Annotated in this window: 18 protein-coding genes; 12 read left to right on the forward strand and 6 right to left on the reverse strand. The window is 59.2% G+C overall.

Annotated elements, in window-relative coordinates:
• Positions 1 to 14: 14 nt before the first annotated feature.
• Both CRP02_RS09035 and CRP02_RS09040 read right to left on the reverse strand, forming a co-directional pair.
• The gene (locus CRP02_RS09035; RefSeq protein WP_013762100.1) at positions 15 to 1,037 is read right to left on the reverse strand and encodes an LLM class flavin-dependent oxidoreductase; all 1,023 of its coding nucleotides are present in this window, start codon (positions 1,035 to 1,037) and stop codon (positions 15 to 17) included.
• A gap of 135 nt (positions 1,038 to 1,172) precedes the next feature.
• Entirely contained in the window at positions 1,173 to 2,090 is a 918-nt protein-coding gene (locus tag CRP02_RS09040) for a LysR family transcriptional regulator (RefSeq protein WP_097171306.1), read from the reverse strand.
• 232 nt (positions 2,091 to 2,322) lie between these two features.
• On the opposite strand from CRP02_RS09040, the gene CRP02_RS09045 reads away from it, so the two are divergent.
• The 12 genes from CRP02_RS09045 (at position 2,323) to CRP02_RS09105 (ending at position 16,593) form a co-directional block, all read left to right on the forward strand.
• Positions 2,323 to 3,531 (forward strand): ABC transporter substrate-binding protein, encoded by a 1,209-nt coding sequence (locus CRP02_RS09045; protein WP_013762102.1) that lies wholly within the window; start codon positions 2,323 to 2,325, stop codon positions 3,529 to 3,531.
• 14 nt (positions 3,532 to 3,545) lie between these two features.
• On the forward strand, positions 3,546 to 4,331 hold the full coding sequence (locus tag CRP02_RS09050; protein WP_097170859.1) for an ABC transporter ATP-binding protein: 786 nt from the start codon (positions 3,546 to 3,548) through the stop codon (positions 4,329 to 4,331).
• 1 nt (position 4,332) lies between these two features.
• On the forward strand, positions 4,333 to 5,034 hold the full coding sequence (locus CRP02_RS09055) for an ABC transporter ATP-binding protein (protein WP_004431956.1): 702 nt from the start codon (positions 4,333 to 4,335) through the stop codon (positions 5,032 to 5,034).
• A gap of 2 nt (positions 5,035 to 5,036) precedes the next feature.
• Positions 5,037 to 5,924, forward strand: a complete 888-nt coding sequence (locus CRP02_RS09060; protein ID WP_097099693.1) for a branched-chain amino acid ABC transporter permease — start codon at positions 5,037 to 5,039, stop codon at positions 5,922 to 5,924.
• A gap of 1 nt (position 5,925) precedes the next feature.
• A complete protein-coding gene (locus CRP02_RS09065; RefSeq protein WP_019566513.1) occupies positions 5,926 to 6,933 on the forward strand; it encodes a branched-chain amino acid ABC transporter permease in 1,008 nt (335 codons plus the stop codon).
• A 73-nt stretch (positions 6,934 to 7,006) separates the two neighbouring features.
• On the forward strand, positions 7,007 to 8,602 hold the full coding sequence (locus CRP02_RS09070; RefSeq protein WP_097170860.1) for a GMC family oxidoreductase: 1,596 nt from the start codon (positions 7,007 to 7,009) through the stop codon (positions 8,600 to 8,602).
• Between the two features lie 13 nt (positions 8,603 to 8,615).
• Positions 8,616 to 9,500, forward strand: a complete 885-nt coding sequence (mmsB, locus tag CRP02_RS09075; RefSeq protein ID WP_097170861.1) for a 3-hydroxyisobutyrate dehydrogenase — start codon at positions 8,616 to 8,618, stop codon at positions 9,498 to 9,500.
• The gene (locus CRP02_RS09080) at positions 9,497 to 11,452 is read left to right on the forward strand and encodes an acetoacetate--CoA ligase (RefSeq protein ID WP_097170862.1); all 1,956 of its coding nucleotides are present in this window, start codon (positions 9,497 to 9,499) and stop codon (positions 11,450 to 11,452) included. The genes mmsB and CRP02_RS09080 overlap by 4 nt, the downstream gene beginning before the upstream one ends.
• A 4-nt stretch (positions 11,453 to 11,456) precedes the next feature.
• Positions 11,457 to 12,242 (forward strand): 3-hydroxybutyrate dehydrogenase, encoded by a 786-nt coding sequence (locus CRP02_RS09085; RefSeq protein WP_025595201.1) that lies wholly within the window; start codon positions 11,457 to 11,459, stop codon positions 12,240 to 12,242.
• 118 nt (positions 12,243 to 12,360) lie between these two features.
• A complete protein-coding gene (locus CRP02_RS09090) occupies positions 12,361 to 13,404 on the forward strand; it encodes a helix-turn-helix domain-containing protein (protein ID WP_097171307.1) in 1,044 nt (347 codons plus the stop codon).
• A gap of 517 nt (positions 13,405 to 13,921) precedes the next feature.
• Positions 13,922 to 14,152: a hypothetical protein gene (locus tag CRP02_RS09100; protein ID WP_097099688.1), complete on the forward strand. Its 231-nt coding sequence runs from the start codon at positions 13,922 to 13,924 to the stop codon at positions 14,150 to 14,152.
• A gap of 104 nt (positions 14,153 to 14,256) precedes the next feature.
• The gene (locus CRP02_RS09105) at positions 14,257 to 16,593 is read left to right on the forward strand and encodes a glucose/quinate/shikimate family membrane-bound PQQ-dependent dehydrogenase (RefSeq protein ID WP_097099687.1); all 2,337 of its coding nucleotides are present in this window, start codon (positions 14,257 to 14,259) and stop codon (positions 16,591 to 16,593) included.
• A gap of 79 nt (positions 16,594 to 16,672) precedes the next feature.
• Here CRP02_RS09105 and CRP02_RS09110 read toward each other — a convergent pair whose 3' ends face one another.
• The 4 genes from CRP02_RS09110 to CRP02_RS09125 all read right to left on the reverse strand — a co-directional run bounded on the left by CRP02_RS09110 (position 16,673) and on the right by CRP02_RS09125 (position 19,502).
• On the reverse strand, positions 16,673 to 17,173 hold the full coding sequence (locus CRP02_RS09110; RefSeq protein ID WP_004431986.1) for a ferritin-like domain-containing protein: 501 nt from the start codon (positions 17,171 to 17,173) through the stop codon (positions 16,673 to 16,675).
• Positions 17,174 to 17,323: 150 nt separating this feature from the next.
• Positions 17,324 to 18,550 carry an NAD(P)/FAD-dependent oxidoreductase gene (locus CRP02_RS09115; protein ID WP_097170863.1) on the reverse strand — a complete coding sequence of 409 codons (1,227 nt, stop codon included), beginning with the start codon at positions 18,548 to 18,550 and terminating at the stop codon, positions 17,324 to 17,326.
• A gap of 146 nt (positions 18,551 to 18,696) precedes the next feature.
• Positions 18,697 to 19,257: a type 1 glutamine amidotransferase domain-containing protein gene (locus tag CRP02_RS09120; RefSeq protein ID WP_025595199.1), complete on the reverse strand. Its 561-nt coding sequence runs from the start codon at positions 19,255 to 19,257 to the stop codon at positions 18,697 to 18,699.
• 17 nt (positions 19,258 to 19,274) lie between these two features.
• On the reverse strand, positions 19,275 to 19,502 hold the full coding sequence (locus CRP02_RS09125; protein WP_004431991.1) for a hypothetical protein: 228 nt from the start codon (positions 19,500 to 19,502) through the stop codon (positions 19,275 to 19,277).
• Positions 19,503 to 19,537 lie beyond the last annotated feature (35 nt).

Here is a 19,537-nt window from a genome sequence, read left to right on the forward strand (position 1 = left end):
AGGTTTTGCCTGACTTAGCGCCAGCCGAGTGCAGGAGCCACCTGTTTGAGGATCGTCTCGATAACATGGGCGTTGTAGTCGACGCCCAGCTGGTTCGGCACGGTCAGCAACAGTGTGTCGGCCTCGGCGATGGCTTCGTCGGCTTTTAGCTGCTCGATCAGCGCTTCCGGTTCAGCGGCGTAGCTGCGCCCGAAGATCGCGCGCGTCTTGTCGTCGATGTAACCGATCTTGTCGTCACCCTCGCTGCCGTAACCGAAATAGGACCGGTCGCGATCGTTGACGAGAGCGAAGATGCTGCGGCTGACCGACACGCGTGGCTCGCGGGCGTGTCCAGCCTCTTTCCATGCGGCGCGGTAAGCACGGATCTGTTCGGCCTGCTGCACATGGAAGGGCTCGCCGGTCTCATCCGTTTTCAGGGTGGAGCTTTGCAGATTCATGCCAAGCTTTGCCGCCCAAACCGCTGTCGCATTGGAGCTGGAACCCCACCAGATGCGCTCGCGCAACCCTTCGGAATGCGGCTCCAGCCGCAGCAGGCCGGGCGGGTTGGGAAACATCGGCCGTGGGTTCGGCTCGGCGAAACCTTCGCCCTTCAGAAGCTCGAGGAAGACTTCGGTGTGCTGGCGCGCCATGTCCTCTTCGGTCTGGCCCTCGGCAGGGCGGTAGCCAAAATAGCGCCAGCCGTCGATCACCTGTTCGGGAGAACCGCGACTGATGCCGAGTTGCAGGCGTCCGCCGGCGATGAGATCGGCTGAACTCGCATCCTCCACCATGTAAAAGGGGTTCTCATAACGCATGTCGATGACGCCGGTGCCGATCTCGATGCTTTTCGTTCTGGCGCCAACGGCGGCGAGCAGCGGAAAGGGCGATCCCAGCTGGCGGGCGAAGTGGTGGACACGGAAATAAGCGCCGTCGGCGCCCAGCTCTTCCGCAGCAACGGCGAGGTCTATCGACTGCAGCAAGGTGTCTGCGGCAGAGCGGGTCTGCGACTGGGGCGAGGGCGTCCAGTGTCCGAAGGATAGAAATCCGATCTTTTTCATGATGACCTTCCAAACGTTTAAGGATGCAGCTGACTTGAGCCGGCATCGTTGTTGTCAGTCATATAGGCAGCAGTGCGGATTCTCCAATCCGCTGCGCGTAGACACGGTGTCGCCGAAATGTGAACGACGGTCGTTTCAGGCGATCGTCTTGTGGTCGAGGATGAAGAGATTTTGGTGCGCGCGCGCCGTCGTGAGAATGAAATCCATCAGCGAGCGCACGCGCGGCACATTGGCAAGGTCCTGATGGCTCGTCAGCCAGTAACCCCGCCGCAGTTCCACTTCACCTGCGAGCACCATCTGCAGGTCCGGAAAGCGTGCGGCGATGAAGTTGGGCAATATGCAAAGGCCACGGCCGCTCAGCGTTGCGGTCAACTGCGCAAAAATGCTCGATGACTGGAAGTTGGGCCTGAGGCCGGGCATCACGTCGCGCATGTAATCGAGGCCCGGCGAGAAGATCAGATCCTGCACGTAACCGATAAAGAAATGATCGGGCAAATCTTCGCGCCGGGTGATTTTCGGGTGGCTGGCAAGATAGGAACGCGATGCGTAGATATGCAGCGTGTAATCGACGATCTGTTCGTTGATGTAGGGGCCTGCTTTCGGTGGATCGAGCGTGACCGCCACATCCGCTTCTTTCCTCGACAATGCCATGATCTGCTGGATCGTCACCATCTCCACCATGATGTGCGGATGGGTGGTGGCGAAGTCTTTCAGCCTTTCCACGAAGAAAAAGTTGGAAAAACCTTCAGGCGCACTGAGCCTGACCACGCCGCGCAGCAGGCTGCCGCTTTCGGAAATATCCGATTGCAATCTTTCCGCTTCCGCCTCGATGCGCTCGACGGTATCGACCAGGCGCCGCCCGACCGTCGTCAGTTCGTAACCACGCGGATTTCGCTCGAACAGCTTGGTTTTAAGCGAGAATTCCAGCCGGTCGATGTGGCGGGAGACGGTGGCGTGGCTGGTGCGCAGGCTACGCGCTGCCGATGAAAGTTGTCCGGTGCGGGCCACCGCCAGAAAATATTGCAGGTCGTCCCAGGTAAAAGGCGTGGCCAATTCGGTCTCCATTGCCAGGTCTGTTCAAAAATGAACAGTTCCTGTTCGCAATTTGATGATGCCCCGCTCTTGTGTCAACGACCGAATTCGAGAAGTCTACATAGGGAGGCGCTGCTTTGAGGAGGGTGGCGCGACCGTTGTGATGCAACACCGTGGGACGATCGCCATGCGCCTTCGTTCACCGTTGCACAGACCTATCTGAGGCTCGCAATCATCTCTGGGAGGAGAAGTCATGCGCAAGAGTATCGTTTTATCCACGGCCATGGCACTGGCGGCAGGCACCGCCGCTTACGCTGCCGAGATTTCGGACGGCAAGGTCAAGATTGGCATCTTGAACGACCAGTCGGGCGTCTACGCCAATTTCGGCGGCAAATACTCTTACGAGGCCGCGAAGATGGCGGTCGAGGATTTTGGCGGCAAGGTGCTGGGCGCGCCGGTGGAAGTGGTAACGGCTGACCACCAGAACAAGGCGGATGTCGCCTCCAACATCGCCCGGCAGTGGTATGACACCGAACAGGTCGATTCGATCATGGAACTGACCTCGTCGTCGGTGGGCCTCGCCGTGCAGGCACTCTCGAAGGACAAAAAGAAGATCACCATCAACACGGGCGCGGCAACCACCGAGCTGACGGGCAAGCAGTGCAGCCCCTATGGTTTCCACTGGGCCTACGACACCTATTCGCTGGCAGTCGGCACCGGCGGTGCGCTGGTGAAACAGGGCGGCGACAGCTGGTTCTTTCTGACTGCCGATTACGCTTTCGGTTATTCGCTGGAAGAAAACACGTCCAACTTCGTCAAGGCCAATGGCGGCAAGGTGCTGGGTTCCGTGCGCCATCCGCTGGCCTCAACGGATTATTCCTCCTTCCTGTTGCAGGCGCAGTCATCAGGCGCGAAGGTCATCGGCCTTGCCAATGCCGGTCTCGACACCTCAAATGCCATCAAGCAGGCCGCTGAATTCGGTATCGTTGCGGGCGGGCAGCGGCTGGCGGCCCTTCTCTTTACGCTTGCCGAAGTGCACGGCCTCGGTCTCGAAGCGGCTCAGGGCCTGACGCTGACGGAAGGGTTCTATTGGGACCGCGACGATGAATCGCGCAAATTCGGCGAACGTTTCAAGGAACGCACAGGTGCCATGCCGAACATGGTGCATGCCGGTACCTATTCCGCCGTGCTGCATTATCTGAAGGCCATCGATAAGGCCGGCACCGACGATGCTGACGCCGTGGCAAAGGCCATGAAGGAAATGCCTGTCAACGACGTCTTCTCGAAGGATGGCCATGTGGCCGCCAATGGCCGCATGATCCACGACATGTATCTGATGGAAGTGAAGAAGCCGGATGAGAGCAAGCAGCCGTGGGACTACTACAAGGTGCTTGCCACGATCCCCGGCAAGGAAGCCTTCATGGACCCCGCAAAAAGCGGTTGCCCGCTGGTAACGCAGTAAAAAGGGGGAACTTCATGATGATCGCTCCCGCCCATGCCGGTCAGGCGGAACCCCGCGTCGTGCTTTCGGCGCGCGGTATCTCCAAGACCTTCGGCGCATTCGCGGCCGTGAAAAACGTCGATCTCGACGTCCATCATGCCCGCGTACATGCACTTATTGGTCCGAACGGCGCCGGCAAAACCACGGTCTTCAACCTGTTGACCAAGTTTCTCCAGCCGACAGGCGGGGCGATCACCTTCATGGGGACGGATATAACAAAGACGCCGCCGGACAAGGTGGCGCGGCTCGGTCTCGTCAGATCTTTCCAGATATCGGCGGTGTTTCCGCATCTGACGGTTCTGGAGAACGTGCGGGTGGCGTTGCAGCGGCCGAATAACCTTTCAACGCAATTCTGGCTGCCGCTCTCTTCACTCGACAGGCTCAATGCACGTGCCGAGGAGTTGATCGCAACGGTTGGCCTGACACGGGAAAAAAATGCACTTGCGGCCGATCTTTCCTACGGTCGCAAGCGCGTTCTTGAAATCGCCACCACGCTTGCGCTCGACCCCAAGGTATTGCTTCTCGATGAGCCGATGGCGGGCATGGGGGGCGAGGATGTCGCGCATGTCGCCGATCTCATCCGCGAAGTGGCCAAAACGCGCGCGGTGCTGATGGTCGAACATAATCTGAAGGTCGTGGCAGATATCTGCCATCAGGTCACGGTGCTGCAGCGCGGCGAAATTCTGGCGGAGGGCGATTATGCCACCGTCTCCGCCGATCCGCGCGTGCGCACGGCTTATATGGGCACGGAGGAGGCGTGATATGGCGGCAATGCTCGAAGTCTCCAACCTGAAATCCTGGTACGGCGAAAGCCAGGCGCTGCACGGCGTCGATCTGACCGTCGGCGAAGGCGAAACCATCACCATTCTCGGGCGCAATGGGGTCGGCAAGACCACGACACTGCGCACCATCATGGGCATCATCCGCAACCGCAAGGGCGTGATCAAACTCGGCGGCAAGGATCTGATGCCGGTGCCGTTGCATCGCACGGCGAAATACGGCCTCGGTTTCGTGCCGGAAGAGCGCGGCATCTTCGCGACGCTGAGCGTCGAGGAAAATCTGAAACTTCCGCCCGTCGTCGCATCCGGCGGCATGACGCTCGATGAAATCTACGAGCTGTTTCCCAATCTTTATGAACGTCGGGCGAGCCCCGGCACCAAGCTTTCCGGCGGCGAACAGCAGATGCTGGCCATGGCGCGCATCCTGCGCACAGGGGTTAAGGTTCTCCTGCTCGATGAGCCGACCGAAGGGCTTGCGCCTGTAATCGTGCAGCGCATCGGCGAGGTGCTGAAGACCTTGAAAAGTCGTGGCATGACCGTGGTTCTGGTCGAGCAGAATTTCCGCTTCGCCAGCCGCATCGCGGATCGTTTCTACCTGATGGATCATGGCCAGATGGTCAGCAATTTTCCGGTGGGCGAGCTTTCCGGCCGCATGGGCGAACTCAATAAAGTGCTGGGGGTTTAACGATGACGATGCTCTTCGGCGTTCCGGTTCAGGCCCTGCTCGGGCAATTGCTGATCGGCCTCATCAACGGGTCGTTTTATGCGCTGCTGTCGCTCGGCCTTGCCGTCATTTTCGGCCTGCTGCGCGTTATCAATTTCGCCCATGGTGCCCAATATATGCTTGGCGCTTTCGTGGCCTTTCTCGGCCTGCAATATTTCGGCATCAGCTTCTGGTGGGCACTGGTGGTGACGCCGCTTGTCGTTGCACTTTTCGGCGCGATCATCGAGCGCCTGCTACTGTCGCGGCTTTACGATCTCGATCCGCTGTATGGGCTGCTCTTCACCTTCGGCCTGGCGCTGGTGGTGGAAGGCACGTTCCGCTGGCTTTACGGTGCGGCGGGTCAGCCCTATTCGGTTCCGCGCGAGCTTGCCGGCGGCACCAATCTCGGTTTCATGTTCCTGCCGAACTACCGCGCTTTCGTCGTCGTCATCTCGCTTGTCGCCTGCATCGCCACCTGGGCGTTGATCGAAAAGACGCGGCTCGGCTCCTATCTGCGCGCGGCGACGGAAAATCCGACACTGGTGCAGGCCTTCGGTATCAACGTGCCTGTGCTCCTGACGCTGACCTACGCGCTGGGTGCGGGCCTTGCCGGTTTCACCGGCGTGCTGGCCGCGCCGATCTATCAGGTCTCGCCGCTGATGGGCACCAACCTCATCATCGTCGTCTTCGCCGTCGTCGTGGTCGGCGGCATGGGGTCGATCATGGGCGCCATCGTCACCGGCTACATGCTGGGTATCGCTGAAGGCCTGACCAAGGTGTTCTACCCGGAAGCGTCCAACATCGTCATCTTCGTCATCATGGCCTTTGTGCTGCTCATCCGCCCCGCCGGACTTTTCGGAAAGGACGCCTGATATGTCCAAAGCCACTCACAACCCGACAGCCGGCGCGATGCCGCAGGCGGAGGTTTCCGCAACCGCCGGAACCATCAAGACCGTGCTGATACTGGCAGGATTGGCCGTGCTGATCGCTGCACCGATGTTCGTTTATCCGATCTTTCTGATGAAGCTTCTGTGCTTTGCGCTGTTTGCCTGCGCCTTCAATCTGCTGATCGGTTATACCGGGCTGCTTTCCTTCGGCCATGCGGCATTTTTCGGCGGCGCTGCCTATTTCACCGCCTATTCGGTGAAGGAATGGGGCGTCACGCCCGAGATCGGCCTCCTCATCGGCATGGCGGGTGCCGCCCTTCTTGGCCTCGTCATCGGCTTTTTCGCCATTCGCCGGCAGGGCATCTATTTCGCCATGATCACGCTTGCCTTGTCGCAGATGTTTTATTTCTTCTGCCTTCAAGCACCCTTCACCCATGGTGAGGACGGATTGCAGGGCGTGCCGCGTGGACACCTCTTCGGCCTTCTCGATCTCAACGCGCCGCTGAACATTTACTACACGGTGCTGGCGGCCTTCGTGCTGGCACTTCTCGTCATCTGGCGTTTCGTCAACTCGCCCTTCGGCATGATCCTGAAATCCATCCGCGAAAACGAGCAGCGTGCCATTTCTCTTGGATACAGCGTGCAGCGTTACAAGCTTGGTGCTTTCGTCATGTCGGCGGCGCTTGCCGGTCTTGCGGGCGGCCTGAAAGCGCTGGTGTTCCAGTTCGCAACCTTGACCGATGTGGCCTGGCAGATGTCGGGCGAGGTTATCCTGATGACCCTGCTTGGCGGTATCGGCACCATGATCGGCCCGATCTTCGGTGCGGGGCTTGTCGTCGCGCTGCAGAACTATCTCGCGACATCCGATTTCCCGGTCACCATCATCACCGGCCTCGTTTTCATGGCCTGCGTTCTGGTGTTCCGGCGCGGTCTGATCGGTGAATTTTACGCTTCGCGGCTCGGGCGAAAACTGGGTTTTCAGCACCGGGGATAAGAATTTTTTGAAACAGGGGGAAGGCTCCTCCGCGTCCGGGGCGACGCGGCAAGGGAGCCGCATGGAGAATAGCATGGCGGAATTTGACTATATCGTCATCGGAGCGGGAAGTGCGGGATGCGTTCTCGCCAACCGCCTCTCGAAAGACCCGAACAATCGCGTCCTGCTGCTGGAAGCGGGCGGCAACGATAATTATCACTGGATCCATATTCCGGTTGGTTATCTCTATTGCATCAACAATCCGCGCACCGACTGGTGTTTCAAGACGGCGGAAGAACCTGGGCTTAACGGAAGGTCGTTGATCTATCCTCGCGGCAAGGTTCTCGGCGGCTGTTCATCCATCAACGGCATGATCTATATGCGCGGTCAGGCGCGCGACTACGATGTCTGGCGTCAACTCGGCTGCGAGGGCTGGGGATGGGATGATATCCTGCCCTATTTCCTGAAGTCGGAGGATTTCTATCGCGGGAAGGGCGACATGCATTCCACCGGCGGCGAATGGCGGGTGGAGAAGGCGCGCGTGCGCTGGGATGTGCTTGATGCCTTTCAGCAGGCAGCGGGTGAGGCCGGCATTCCTGCGACCGAAGATTTCAACCGGGGCGACAATGAAGGGGCCGGTTATTTCGATGTGAACCAGCGGTCGGGCTGGCGCTGGAACACGGCCAAGGCCTTTTTGAAACCGGCGCTTGGCCGCCGGAATTTGACAGTCATGACCAAGGCCCATGTCAAGCGTCTCATTGTCGAAGAGGGCCGGGTCACCGGCGTCGAGTTTCACCACGACGGCGTCTTGAAAAAGATGCGTGCACGGCGCGAAACGGTGCTTTCGGCAGGTGCAGTCGGTTCACCGCACATTCTGGAGCTTTCCGGCGTTGGCCGCGGCGACGTGTTGCAGGCCGCCGGTATCGACACAGTGACGGAAGTTCAAGGTGTGGGCGAGAACCTGCAGGACCATCTGCAATTGCGCATGGTCTATAAGGTTTCAGGCGTCCTGACGCTGAATGAGAGGGCCTCTACCCTGTTTGGCAAGGCAAGGATCGGCCTCGAATATGCCCTGACCCGCTCCGGGCCGATGTCGATGGCGCCGAGCCAGCTTGGTGTCTTCACCCGTTCCTCTCCGGAAAAGGAGACGGCGGATCTGGAATATCATGTCCAGCCGGTGTCACTCGACAAGTTTGGTGATCCGGTTCACACTTTTCCGGCCATTACGGCAAGTGTCTGCAATCTGCGGCCGGAAAGCCGAGGCTCAGTGCATGTGAAAGGACCGGATTTCGCCATGCAGCCGGAAATCCGACCGAATTATCTTTCGACGGAAGGCGACCGCCGGGTGGCCATCGATTCCATGCGGCTGACGCGCCGCATCGTCAACCAGCCCGCCTTTTCGCGGTTCAAACCGCAGGAATACCGGCCCGGCCCTTCTTTTGAGAATGACGACGATCTGGCCCGCGCTGCGGGCGATATCGGCACGACCATATTCCACCCCGTCGGCACCCTGCGCATGGGCTCCGATGCCGAAAGCGTTGTCGATACGCGGCTGAAATTCCGCAAGCTTGCAGGGCTGCGTGTGGCGGACGCCTCCATCATGCCGAGGATCACGTCCGGAAATACCAATTCGCCAACGATCATGATTGCCGAAAAGGCTGCCGACATGATCCTTGCGGATAATCGCTAAGAGGAGCGTTCCCATGAAGACCGTCGCTTTTATCGGACTTGGCCATATGGGCCTGCCGATGGCCGCCAATCTCGTCAAGGCGGGTTATGCCGTCAGGGGTTTCGACCTTTCCGAGGCATGCCGCGCGGCGGCGAGGGAGGCCGGAATTCCCGTGGCTTTGGATTCTGCCGAAGCCATTGATGCGGCGGAAGTGATCGTAACCATGCTGCCGAAGGGTGAACATGTTGTTTCGGTATATGGTGATCTGGTGCAGAAAACAGCTGCCGGAACGCTTCTCATCGATTGCTCGACGGTGGATATGGAGAGCGCCCTGAAGGCACACGAGCTTGCCGCTTCCGCCGGCTGCCCTTCGGTCGACGCGCCGGTATCTGGCGGTACGGGCGGTGCCAGTGCCGGCACCTTGACCTTCATGTGTGGCGGAGAGGCCGAGGCTTTCTCGGCGGCCAAGCCGGTGCTGGAAGCCATGGGCAAGAAGATCGTCCATTGCGGCAAGGGCGGCAACGGCCAGGCGGCCAAGATCTGCAACAACATGATCCTCGGAGTTTCCATGATTGCGGTTTCCGAGGCCTTCGTGCTGGGCGAAAAACTCGGCCTTTCGCATCAGGCGCTGTTCGATGTCGCATCCACCTCATCGGGTCAATGCTGGTCGCTCACAACCTATTGCCCGGTGCCGGGACCAGTGCCGACATCACCGGCGAACAATGATTATCAACCCGGTTTCGCTGCGGCGCTGATGCTGAAGGATTTGCTACTCTCGCAGGCGGCCGCGAACGGAGCCGGCGTTGCCACTCCACTCGGCGCCGCAGCATCGGCGCTTTATGAGAACTTCGTCGGTGAGGGCGGTGGGGCGCGTGATTTCTCCGCAATTGTCGAAATGCTACGCGGAGGCGAGGCATGATGGACGCCACGCCGTCGGATATTCTGTGGGTACCGCCAAGGGAAAGGCTGGAGCACTCGGCGCTTTTCGCCTTTGCCACAAGGACCGCGTCGTTGCATGGGCTTGCGGCTGATGATTATTCCGGCCTGCTGCGCTGGTCCATCGAGGCACCGGAGGCCTTTTACAATGCCTTGTGGGACGAGCTGGGGATCATCGGCACGCGCGGCGAAAGGGCCTTCAAGTCCGGCGCGACCATGCGGGAAGCCGAGTTTTATCCCGGTGCGAGGCTCAATTATGCCGAAAACCTCCTGCGCGATGCCGATGAACGGTTGGCGATCATCGCCCATCGCGATGATGGCACGCGGCGTGAAATCAGCCGCAGGCAGCTTTATGCAGATGTCTCCCTCATGGTGCAGGCGCTTGTCCACGCCGGCGTGAAGGAAGGCGATCGCATCGGCGCCATCGTCACCCATGATATCGAGGCGATCGTCGGTTATCTGGCAACGAGCGCCATCGGAGCCATCTGGTCGTCCTGTTCACCGGATTTCGGCCCGGCGGGAGCTTCCGACCGGCTCTCGCAGATCGATCCGAAAATCCTCATCGCCGTGCCGGAATATGGTTATGCCGGCAAGCGGATCGATGTCGGACCGACAATCCGCGCGGTGGTGGAAAGCGCTGCCCCTCAAAAGATAGTGCTGATCGGTGACGTTGTTCCCGCCAGCCTTTCCGATCTCGGCTGCGTGACGTTGCATGATTTCGTTGCGCCCTTTAAGCCGGGTGAAATCGCGTTCAACCGGCTGCCGGTCAAGGCGCCGCTGGCGATCCTCTATTCCTCCGGCACCACCGGCAAGCCGAAGTGCATCACCCATTCCGGCGGTGGCCTGCTTCTTCAGCATATGAAGGAGCAGAAGCTGCTATGCGATATCAGGCAAGGCGAACGTTTCTTCTATTTCACCACCTGCGGCTGGATGATGTGGAACTGGCAGGTGTCCGGCCTGGCGCTTGGCGCCACCCTCGTCACCTATGACGGCAATCCCGGTTATCCGTCGCCCGCGCGGCTGATCGATCTCATTGACGCCGAACGGATCGCGACCTTCGGAACATCGGCCAAATTTATCGACGCATGCCTGAAGGCAGGGTTGAAACCGCGCGAAACCCATGACCTTTCATCCCTTCGGACAATCCTTTCCACCGGCTCGCCGCTCATCCCGCAATCCTTCGATTATATCTATCGCGACTGGAAGGCCGATCTGCATCTCGCCTCCATTTCCGGCGGCACGGATATATGCGCCTGTTTCCTTGGCGGCAATCCGCTGCAACCTGTTCACCGTGGGGAGTTGCAGGGCGCGATGCTCGGTATGGATGTCGATACCCTGGACGATGAAGGCCATCCCGTTCGCGGCGTGGCTGGTGAGCTCGTCTGCCGCAATGCCCATCTTTCCATGCCGGTCAAATTCTGGGGCGATGAGGATGGTTCTCGTTATCAGGCTGCCTATTTCGATCGCTTCCCGGGCATCTGGGCGCATGGCGATTTTGCCGAAATGCGAACCACCGGCGGATATGTCATCCACGGGCGCTCGGATACGACGCTCAATCCCGGTGGGGTTCGCATCGGTACGGCGGAAATCTACCGTCAGGTGGAAGCAGTGCCGGAGGTCGAGGAAGCGATTGCCGTGGGTCAGGACATTGATGGTGACCAGCGGGTTATCCTCTTCGTGCGCCTTAAAGAGGGTGCGGCGCTGACGGAGGAACTCGAAAAGACCATCCGTACCCGCATCCGTTCGGGTGCTACGCCACGGCATGTTCCGGCGAGGATCATTGCCATCACGGCCATTCCCCGTACCCGCTCGGGCAAGATTTCCGAAATCGCGGTTCGCGACACCATTCATGGCAGGCCGGTGAAAAACACCGACGCGCTCGCAAATCCCGAAGCGCTCGAGCTTTTCCGCAACCTGCCGCAACTGAAGGATTAGGATGATGGAGGATCAACCGAAAACCGTTCTGGTCACCGGCTCCACCAGCGGCATTGGCCTTGCCATCGCCAAACGTTTTGCCGAGGCGGGATTTCTCGTCGCCGTCCACGGCATAGAAACCGTGGAGGCGGCGACGCAGGCACTGGAGGCGGTTGCGAAGGTAGCGCGGCACCGGCCGGTCTATTTTTCTGCCAACCTCGCCAATTATGACGAGAGTGCACATCTGCCGGAAACCGTCATTGCCGAATTCGGTCACATCGACGTGCTCGTCAACAATGCCGGTATCCAGAAGGTCGCGCCGATCGACGAATTTGATTTCGCCGATTTCTCCCATATTGTCGCGATCTCGCTAGACAGTGCTTTTCATACGATCCGTGCAGCCCTGCCGGGCATGAAGGAAAGGGGTTGGGGGCGCATCGTCAATATTGCTTCCGCGCATGGGTTGCGCGCCTCACCCTTCAAGGGTCCCTATGTGGCGACGAAACATGCCGTGGTGGGCCTGACGAAAAGCGTGGCGCTGGAAGTGGCCGAACTTGGCATTACCTGCAACGCCATCTGCCCCGGTTACGTCTGGACGCCGCTCGTCGCGGCGCAGGTTGCCGATCAGGCACGCCTGCATGGCATGGGCGAGGATGAGGTGGTGAAGAAGGTGATGCTTGCGCCGCAGCCGACGCGACGTTTCGTGCAGCCGGAGGAAGTGGCGGAGATGGCGCTTTACCTCACCGGCGATATGGCGCGCTCCATCACCGGTACCACCATTTCCATCGATGGCGGCTGGACCGCCAAATAATTTTCTCGCATCCGGCTAAAGCGAACCATCTGCCATCCTTCTGGTATTGTGATGCGATTTCAATACTGTATAGTTTTGCGTGCGGCGGGGGTCAGCGCCGTGTTCACGGAACAGCGGTATTATGAACACAGGGTTTTCGGAAGCTCCGTTAGCGCGCTCGCGTTTCGATACGCGCCACGTGCCGAAGCGCGACGCTGTGGCGCTGTGGCGGGATTCGATCAACGTGCTTTTTGACGCCCGCCTGCGCAGATCGCAGGATGACGGGTTTTTTGCCAGTGTCGATGCCGCCTTCATCGGCAATGTCGCGCTTGGCCGCACCCAGTCCTCGGCGCAGGATTTCGACCGCTCGCGCCACAAGATTGCCCGGGATGGGATGGATGGCTTTCTCCTGCAATTTTACGCCAGCGGCCAAAGCATGTCGCGGCGCGGAGCGGGCGAGACTGCCGGCCCGGGAGATCTCTACATCATCGACATGGCGCAGCCGCTGGCCACAGCCACAACGGATCACGATCATCTGAGCCTTGTCGTGCCGCGCCGGCTGCTGGAAGGCAGGCTCATCGGTTCCGGCAATAATCACGAGCGCGTGCTGCCGGCCGGTTTACCCCTGGTATCTCTGCTGCGGGAAACGATGACGAGCGTTTACCGCCACTTTGACGTCATGAATGCCAATGACGGCGCGGCCACGGTCTCGCCATTGCTGGAGCTTGCCGCCGCTGCCATCAATAATCATGTCCGGGAAGACAATGCGCAGGGTGTTCAGCGGGCGCTGCGTGCATCCATCAGGCGCTATATCGACAATCACCTGCTCGATCCGGCCTTGTCGGTGGAAAAGGTCATGGGCGAGTTCGGCGTATCGCGACGCACCGTCTACCGGCTTTTCGAACCGCTGGGCGGGTTTTCGGCCTGCATCACCCATAGGCGCCTCGAACGGGCAATGGATTTCCTGCGGGCGCCGCAGTCGGCCCATATGACGATAGCTGAGGTGGCGGCGTCCTATGGCTTCACCAACCCGGAAAATTTCAGCCGCGTTTTCAAGAAGACCTTTGGCTTGTCGCCGCGGCAGATGCGGCATTTCGCATCCGAAAACCGTGATACCATGCCGGATATTATCAAACCGGATAGCGCAGAGTGGACACGCTGGATCGTGCAGCTCGGTCGCTGACGCGATTGTTTCGAAGCCGATCTGACACTGTATGACGGAATGTTGGCACAATCCGACCATTCGTTCCGCCTGCACGTCTGCAAGGGTGCGATTGCGCGGCGGGCATGCCACAGTGCGGACGTTGTTTTTAATAGATATTTCGCCTGACAATCATGATGATACGAATTCTCAATTTTCTGGAAATGCTGCCCGTATGGCGGGTGCGTCGCCGCGACACGAATAGATACCTCGAAGCCGCCGGCGACCAATGCGACTTTGAAACTGCGGGACCACCGCTGTGGCTGTCGATTTCTGAAAACCCGCCGGAGGTCCAATGCGAAACGGAAGACGCCAATCGCCGGCCACCATTCTCGTGGCTGGGGATTGGGCAAAGTTTCAGCGCGGTCGATGAGCCCGACGGTGCCGGTTGCGATATATCCAGACTTGCGGTCGCAGAGTACGGCTAAGCTGATTTTGCTGTCTGGAACAAACTGTGTCCCTGTGAATTAAATCAACAGGGTTACAGGGAGTAAGAGACATGGCCAGAGAAAATACCAGCTATCTTGGCGGTCGGCATGATCCGAAAAATGAAACGGCAACGCGGGCGCGGCAAGGGGTAAAAGGACGTCCAGTTCTTGTCATTCTGGTTGTCAGTCTGCTTCTCGCGCTGGTGGTCTGGACGGTCGTCGAATATGCGGTTTTCGAACCCGACGAGAACCGGCCGCAAAACGTTCAGACGGAGACGGCGCCGGCGACACAAAACCCATAACCAGCATGCCGTGAAATTTTTCACGGCGAATGTTGAGTTTGTATGGAACCAGATTGCCCCCAATTCCATTTCACGCAAAGTGACAGGAATCGGGGGTTTCATTCATGGCAGTCACCGTTACTGCGGTCATTCTATCGCTGATCGGCCTTGCGCTGTTCGGTTTCGGCTCTGAGCTCGTCATGTTGGGCGGGAGCTTCTATTACGTCCTTTCCGGTATGGCCTTCCTGTTGACAGCCATTCTGCTGTTCAAGCGTAACCGGGCAGCTCTCCACGTCTATGCCGTCTTCATTGTCGCGACACTCGCCTGGGCAATCTGGGAAGTGGGTTTCGACTGGTGGCAGCTTGGGCCGCGGGGTGGCATCGTCATTCTTATCGGCCTGTGGTTGCTGGTGCCCTGGGTCAGGAAGCCTCTCGGTTTTTCAAGCCCAACAGGGCTGAATTACGGCCCGAATGCCTGGCCACTCGCGCTCTCTGTTCTCGCCTCCATCGTGGTGGCGGGATATTCCATGGCGCAGGATCCGCATGACCAGGCAGGGTCCTTGCCTGAGGAGAAGGTGGCGTCCGCGCCGATCTATGGCGGCGACGTGCCAGATGGCGATTGGCATCAATACGGCCGCACGCCTTATGGCCAGCGCTATTCGCCGCTGACGCAGGTCAATGTCGATAATGTTTCGCAGCTGAAGGAAGCGTGGCGGTACCAGACCGGCGACGTGAAGCTACCGGATGATGTGGGTGAAACCACCTATCAGGTAACGCCGCTCAAGATCGGCAATACGCTTTATATCTGCACACCGCATAATTGGGCGATCGCCATCGATGCCGCCACCGGCAAGGAAAAATGGAAATACGACCCCAATGTCGGTCTTAACCCGGACCGCCAGCACCAGACGTGCCGCGGTGTTTCCTATTATGCCGAACCCAATGCCGCACAGGGCACCGCCTGCGCCGAGCGCGTTTACCTGCCGACCTCGGATGCGCGGCTGATTGCGCTTGATGCAGCGACCGGTCAGATCTGCACATCCTTTGCGGATCAGGGCGTGCTGCATCTGGAACAGGGCATGAAATACAATCCCGCCGGTTATTATTATTCGACCTCGCCGCCCGTGATCGCGGCGGGCAAGATCATCATCGGCGGTGCGGTGAACGATAACTACTCCACGCAGGAGCAGTCCGGCGTCATCCGTGCTTTCGATGTGAACAGCGGCGCACTCATCTGGAACTGGGATTCCGGCAATCCGGAAAAGACCGAGCCGATTGCCGCAGGCGAAACCTACACCACCAACTCGCCGAACAGCTGGTCCGTGTTGAGTTACGACGAGGGGCTTGGCCTCGTTTACGTACCCCTCGGCAATCAGGTGCCGGACCAGCTTGGTATGGGTCGCAGCGAGAATGTGGAGAAATATTCCTCCTCCATCGTGGCGCTCGACATCAATACCGGCAAGGATCGTTGGGTGCGCCAGACGGTTCATCACGACCTCTGGGATATGGATGTGCCGGCCCAGCCGGTGCTGCTCGACATCACCAAGAACGGTCAAAGCGTCCCCGCACTCGTCGGCCCTACAAAGCAGGGCGATATCTACGTTCTGGACCGGCGCACGGGTGAGCCGCTTCTGCCGATTACGGAAGAACCGGCACCGGGCGGTACAATCCCTGAGGACTTCAGCTCCCCGACTCAGCCAACGACGGCGCTGTCGTTCAAGCCGGAGCCGCTGAAGGAAAAGGACATGTGGGGCGTCTCCATGTTCGATCAGCTCGCCTGCCGCATCCGCTTCCATCAGCTGAACTATCAGGGCCGCTACACACCGCCCTCGCTGACCGGCTCCATCATCTATCCCGGCAATTTCGGCACGTTCAACTGGGGCAGCGTCGCGGTCGATCCCGAACGTCAGGTCATGTTCGGCATGCCGACATACCTTGCCTTTACCTCACAGCTCGTGCCGCGCGCCGACATTCCGCCGAAGGGCCAGGACGAGAAGGGTAGTGAGCAGGGGTTGAACCGCAATGACGGTGCGCCCTATGGCGTCTTCATGGGACCGTTCCTTGGTCCGCTGAAAATCCCTTGCCAGGCACCGCCGTGGGGTTATGTCGCGGGTGCCGACCTGCGCACCGGCGATATCGCCTACAAGCACAAGAACGGCACGGTCCATGACATGACGCCGCTGCCGTTGCCCTTCAAGGTGGGCGTACCGGGCATTGGCGGGCCGATGATTACCAAGGGTGGCGTGGCCTTCCTAGGTGCTGCCGTCGACAACTATCTGCGCGCCTACAACCTCACCACAGGCAAACAGCTCTGGGAAGCACGTCTGCCGGCTGGCGGGCAGGCAACGCCCATGACCTATGCGCTGGATGGCGGCAAGCAATATGTTGTGATGGTTGCGGGTGGTCACGGCTCCGTTGGAACCAAGCCGGGCGACTATGTGATCGCCTATACCCTGCCGTAAAACGAGGCGAATTCAAACAAACAAAAAAACCGGAATGGGTGACCATTCCGGTTTTTGCTTGTGCAGTTGGAAAAGGCGATCAGGCCGCCTTTTTCTGGGCTGCGGCATTGATCGATGTCTTGGCAAGCGCGCTCAGCGCATCGTCCGTCTTGGACTCTTCCTTAAGCGTCGCATCCAGCAGGGTAACGGCATTGGCATGCCCAAGCTTTTCGGCCCATGCCTTCAGGGTGCCATAACGGGCGATTTCGTAATGTTCGACCGCCTGGGCCGAGGAAATGAGACCGGCATCGAGAGCTGCGGTGCCCTTGAAATCGTCCATGATCTCTTCACCCTCGGCAATGATGCCCTGGATGGCCTCGCAGGTCTTGCCCTGCGCCCGCTTGCCGATGATCTCGAACACTTCCTGCAGGCGTTCGATCTGGCCCTGCGTTTCTTCCTTGTGCTTTTCGAAGGCCTGTTTCAGCTTCGGGTCAGTCGCTGCCCGCGCCATTTTCGGCAGGGCTTTCAGGATCTGCCTTTCGGCGTAATAGATATCCTTCAGCGTATCGTAAAACAGGTCGTCGAGTTTTTTCTCGGCCATTGGTTCTTCTCCCATGGTGTGAAAGTGCGTGATGTACGCCAATGCGCACGGGAGACAAACCTTTCGGAGCCCCCTATGGTTCCCGCTCTGTTGCGCGCAACGTTTTATATTCCAGCAGACGCTCCGCCGCATACGGGATGACGAGCGGCATCAGTCGAAACGGAAGAGATCGGCGTCGGGGTCCTTGCCACCATTGACGGCGGCGGCGACTATCTCGGCGGCGATCTGGCTGAAGGTGATGCCATTGCCGCCAAAGCCCATGACGGCATAGACGTTCTTCATGCCGGGAACCGCACCGATCAGCGGCAGGCCCGTGGTGGTCGTGCCGAAGCCGGCCGCCCAGCGATATTCGGGTTCGCCGATGTCGACGCCAAGAAGCGTTTCGATCTTGCGTTTGATTGCATCCGCCTTGGAGGCAAGCTTGCTCTCAGACAGGTAGGATGTGGAGTTCTCTTCATCCTCACCGCCGGCAATAAGGCGCCCGTCCCGGTCGGTGCGCAGGTAGAGATAGGGATCTGAAGCCTCCCAGAGGATGTGGCTATTCAGCCAGTCCGGCAGATCGATACCCTTCGCACTCGCCAGCGCCCAGGTGGAGATGATCTGGTGTTTCGGGCTTTCGAGCGATTTCAGGAATTCGTATCCGGTGCAGAAAACGATATTGCGTGCGGAAATGATTTTGCCCTGCGCTGTGGCGACGACCACCTCGTCGCCGAGATTTCGAAGATCGGTGATTTCAAGTTGTGAAACGATCTCCGCGCCAGCGCCTGCTGTGTGGCGCAACAGGCCCGCCGTCAGCTGCGCCGGATTGGCGGAAGCGGAAATATCGCTGAGGATCGCTCCTGTCCGATCAATCGCATAGTCGTTTTTAAGTTCTGCGGTGTCGAGAAAGCGGGCCTCGATCCCGGCCTCTTCGCGCGCTGCCACTTCGGCCTTCAATGCGCGCAAACCCATCTCGTCTCCGGCAAGATAAAGCGCCTGTTTGCGCGCCATGCTGCAGGAAATGCCAAGCGAAGAAACGATTTCCTCCAGCCGCAGCACCGCGCGCGCGGAACGCTGCCACGCCCGATCGGCAGCATCCTTGCCGATCATCTTTCTGAGTTCGATCAGGGGTGTGTCGATCTCGTGCTGTATCATCGCGGTGCTGGCGACACTGCTGCCCATCACCGGATCACGCCGGTCGACGATCAGCATGGATTGCCCCGGTCTCTGCAACGCATGGGCGGCAAGCGCGCCGCTGATGCCGGCGCCGACGACGATCGTATCGTAATGGTCGGAACTCGGGGTGTTTCTGGTGCGGAGGCCTATGCGTGGCGTGTCGGCCCAAATGGGTTTCGATTCCCTGAGGTCGCGTTCCTTCGTCAGTTCCGATGTGGGCATGGAGTTTTCCTGAAAGGTGCAGGGCATTTCCGGTGGAAATGCCTGGCGAGTTTACGTCTGGAAAATGCGAACAAACAAAGACAGAGAGCGCATCGGGCCATTTTGGATAGGCCGGATGCGCTCTGGTTTTTTCAGCTTTACTGCCCTTAGGCAGCGCGGCGCTCGTGGTTGCCTTCTTCGACCTCCTCGATGATTTTGGCAACAAAGGCGTCCAGATCATCGGGGCTGCGAGACGTGATGATGCCCTTATCCGTCACAACCTTTTCGTCCTTCCAGTTGGCGCCGGCATTTTTCAGGTCGGTCTTGATCGACCAATAGGAGGTCGCGTCGCGACCGCGCAGGGCATCCGCTTCAACCAGAAGCCACGGGGCGTGGCAGATGGCAGCCACCACCTTGCCGGATTTGACGAAATCGCGCACCACGCGCATTGCATCCTCATCATGACGCAATACGTCCGGATTGATCTGGCCGCCGGGCAGGACGAGTGCATCGAAATCATTGGCGCTGACGTTCTTCGCGGAAATATCGACAGCGATGCTGTCACCCCAGTTCTTTTCGTCCCAGCTCTTGATCTCACCATCCTTGATCGAGGCGATCTTAACGTCCGCGCCCTTGGCCTTCAGCTGATCATAGGGCACGCGCAGTTCCGAACGCTCATAGCCGTCCGTTGCGAGAATGACGATTTTTGCAGTGTTGATGGCAGTCATGTCTGTTTCCTTCCTGTTTATCTGTTTTCGTCTTTGTCCGAATTCACGGAGGGCAGAAAAAACTCCACATCCTCCCGGCGCTCCGGATCGAGCTTTTCGATATTCGTTTGCCAGAAGGTCTCGGCTTCTGCCGGTTCGTCTTCCCATTGGCGCACGAAGGTCTTGTTGTCGTCGATCATGACCTGACGGGTGCCGCCGAGCCGCAGATATTCTTCTGCAAGTTTACGCGTTTCGGTCTTTTCCATGTCGCGGTTCCTTGTGCGTGGAAAGCGGGGACGGA

The sequence above is a fragment of the Rhizobium sp. AN5 genome (genome assembly GCF_900215255.1).
GTDB lineage: Bacteria > Pseudomonadota > Alphaproteobacteria > Rhizobiales > Rhizobiaceae > Agrobacterium > Agrobacterium tumefaciens.

Bases quoted from the DNA above. Each gene is read 5' to 3' on its own strand.
- CRP02_RS09100 (WP_097099688.1), top strand. From the start codon at position 13,922: ATGGCCAGAGAAAATACCAGCTATCTTGGCGGTCGGCATGATCCGAAA.
- CRP02_RS09125 (WP_004431991.1), bottom strand. From the start codon at position 19,502: ATGGAAAAGACCGAAACGCGTAAACTTGCAGAAGAATATCTGCGGCTC.
- CRP02_RS09065 (WP_019566513.1), top strand. From the start codon at position 5,926: ATGTCCAAAGCCACTCACAACCCGACAGCCGGCGCGATGCCGCAGGCG.
- CRP02_RS09070 (WP_097170860.1), top strand. From the start codon at position 7,007: ATGGCGGAATTTGACTATATCGTCATCGGAGCGGGAAGTGCGGGATGC.
- CRP02_RS09045 (WP_013762102.1), top strand. From the start codon at position 2,323: ATGCGCAAGAGTATCGTTTTATCCACGGCCATGGCACTGGCGGCAGGC.
- mmsB (WP_097170861.1), top strand. From the start codon at position 8,616: ATGAAGACCGTCGCTTTTATCGGACTTGGCCATATGGGCCTGCCGATG.
- CRP02_RS09035 (WP_013762100.1), bottom strand. From the start codon at position 1,037: ATGAAAAAGATCGGATTTCTATCCTTCGGACACTGGACGCCCTCGCCC.
- CRP02_RS09080 (WP_097170862.1), top strand. From the start codon at position 9,497: ATGATGGACGCCACGCCGTCGGATATTCTGTGGGTACCGCCAAGGGAA.
- CRP02_RS09060 (WP_097099693.1), top strand. From the start codon at position 5,037: ATGACGATGCTCTTCGGCGTTCCGGTTCAGGCCCTGCTCGGGCAATTG.
- CRP02_RS09110 (WP_004431986.1), bottom strand. From the start codon at position 17,173: ATGGCCGAGAAAAAACTCGACGACCTGTTTTACGATACGCTGAAGGAT.
- CRP02_RS09050 (WP_097170859.1), top strand. From the start codon at position 3,546: ATGATGATCGCTCCCGCCCATGCCGGTCAGGCGGAACCCCGCGTCGTG.
- CRP02_RS09105 (WP_097099687.1), top strand. From the start codon at position 14,257: ATGGCAGTCACCGTTACTGCGGTCATTCTATCGCTGATCGGCCTTGCG.
- CRP02_RS09120 (WP_025595199.1), bottom strand. From the start codon at position 19,257: ATGACTGCCATCAACACTGCAAAAATCGTCATTCTCGCAACGGACGGC.
- CRP02_RS09055 (WP_004431956.1), top strand. From the start codon at position 4,333: ATGGCGGCAATGCTCGAAGTCTCCAACCTGAAATCCTGGTACGGCGAA.
- CRP02_RS09115 (WP_097170863.1), bottom strand. From the start codon at position 18,550: ATGCCCACATCGGAACTGACGAAGGAACGCGACCTCAGGGAATCGAAA.
- CRP02_RS09085 (WP_025595201.1), top strand. From the start codon at position 11,457: ATGGAGGATCAACCGAAAACCGTTCTGGTCACCGGCTCCACCAGCGGC.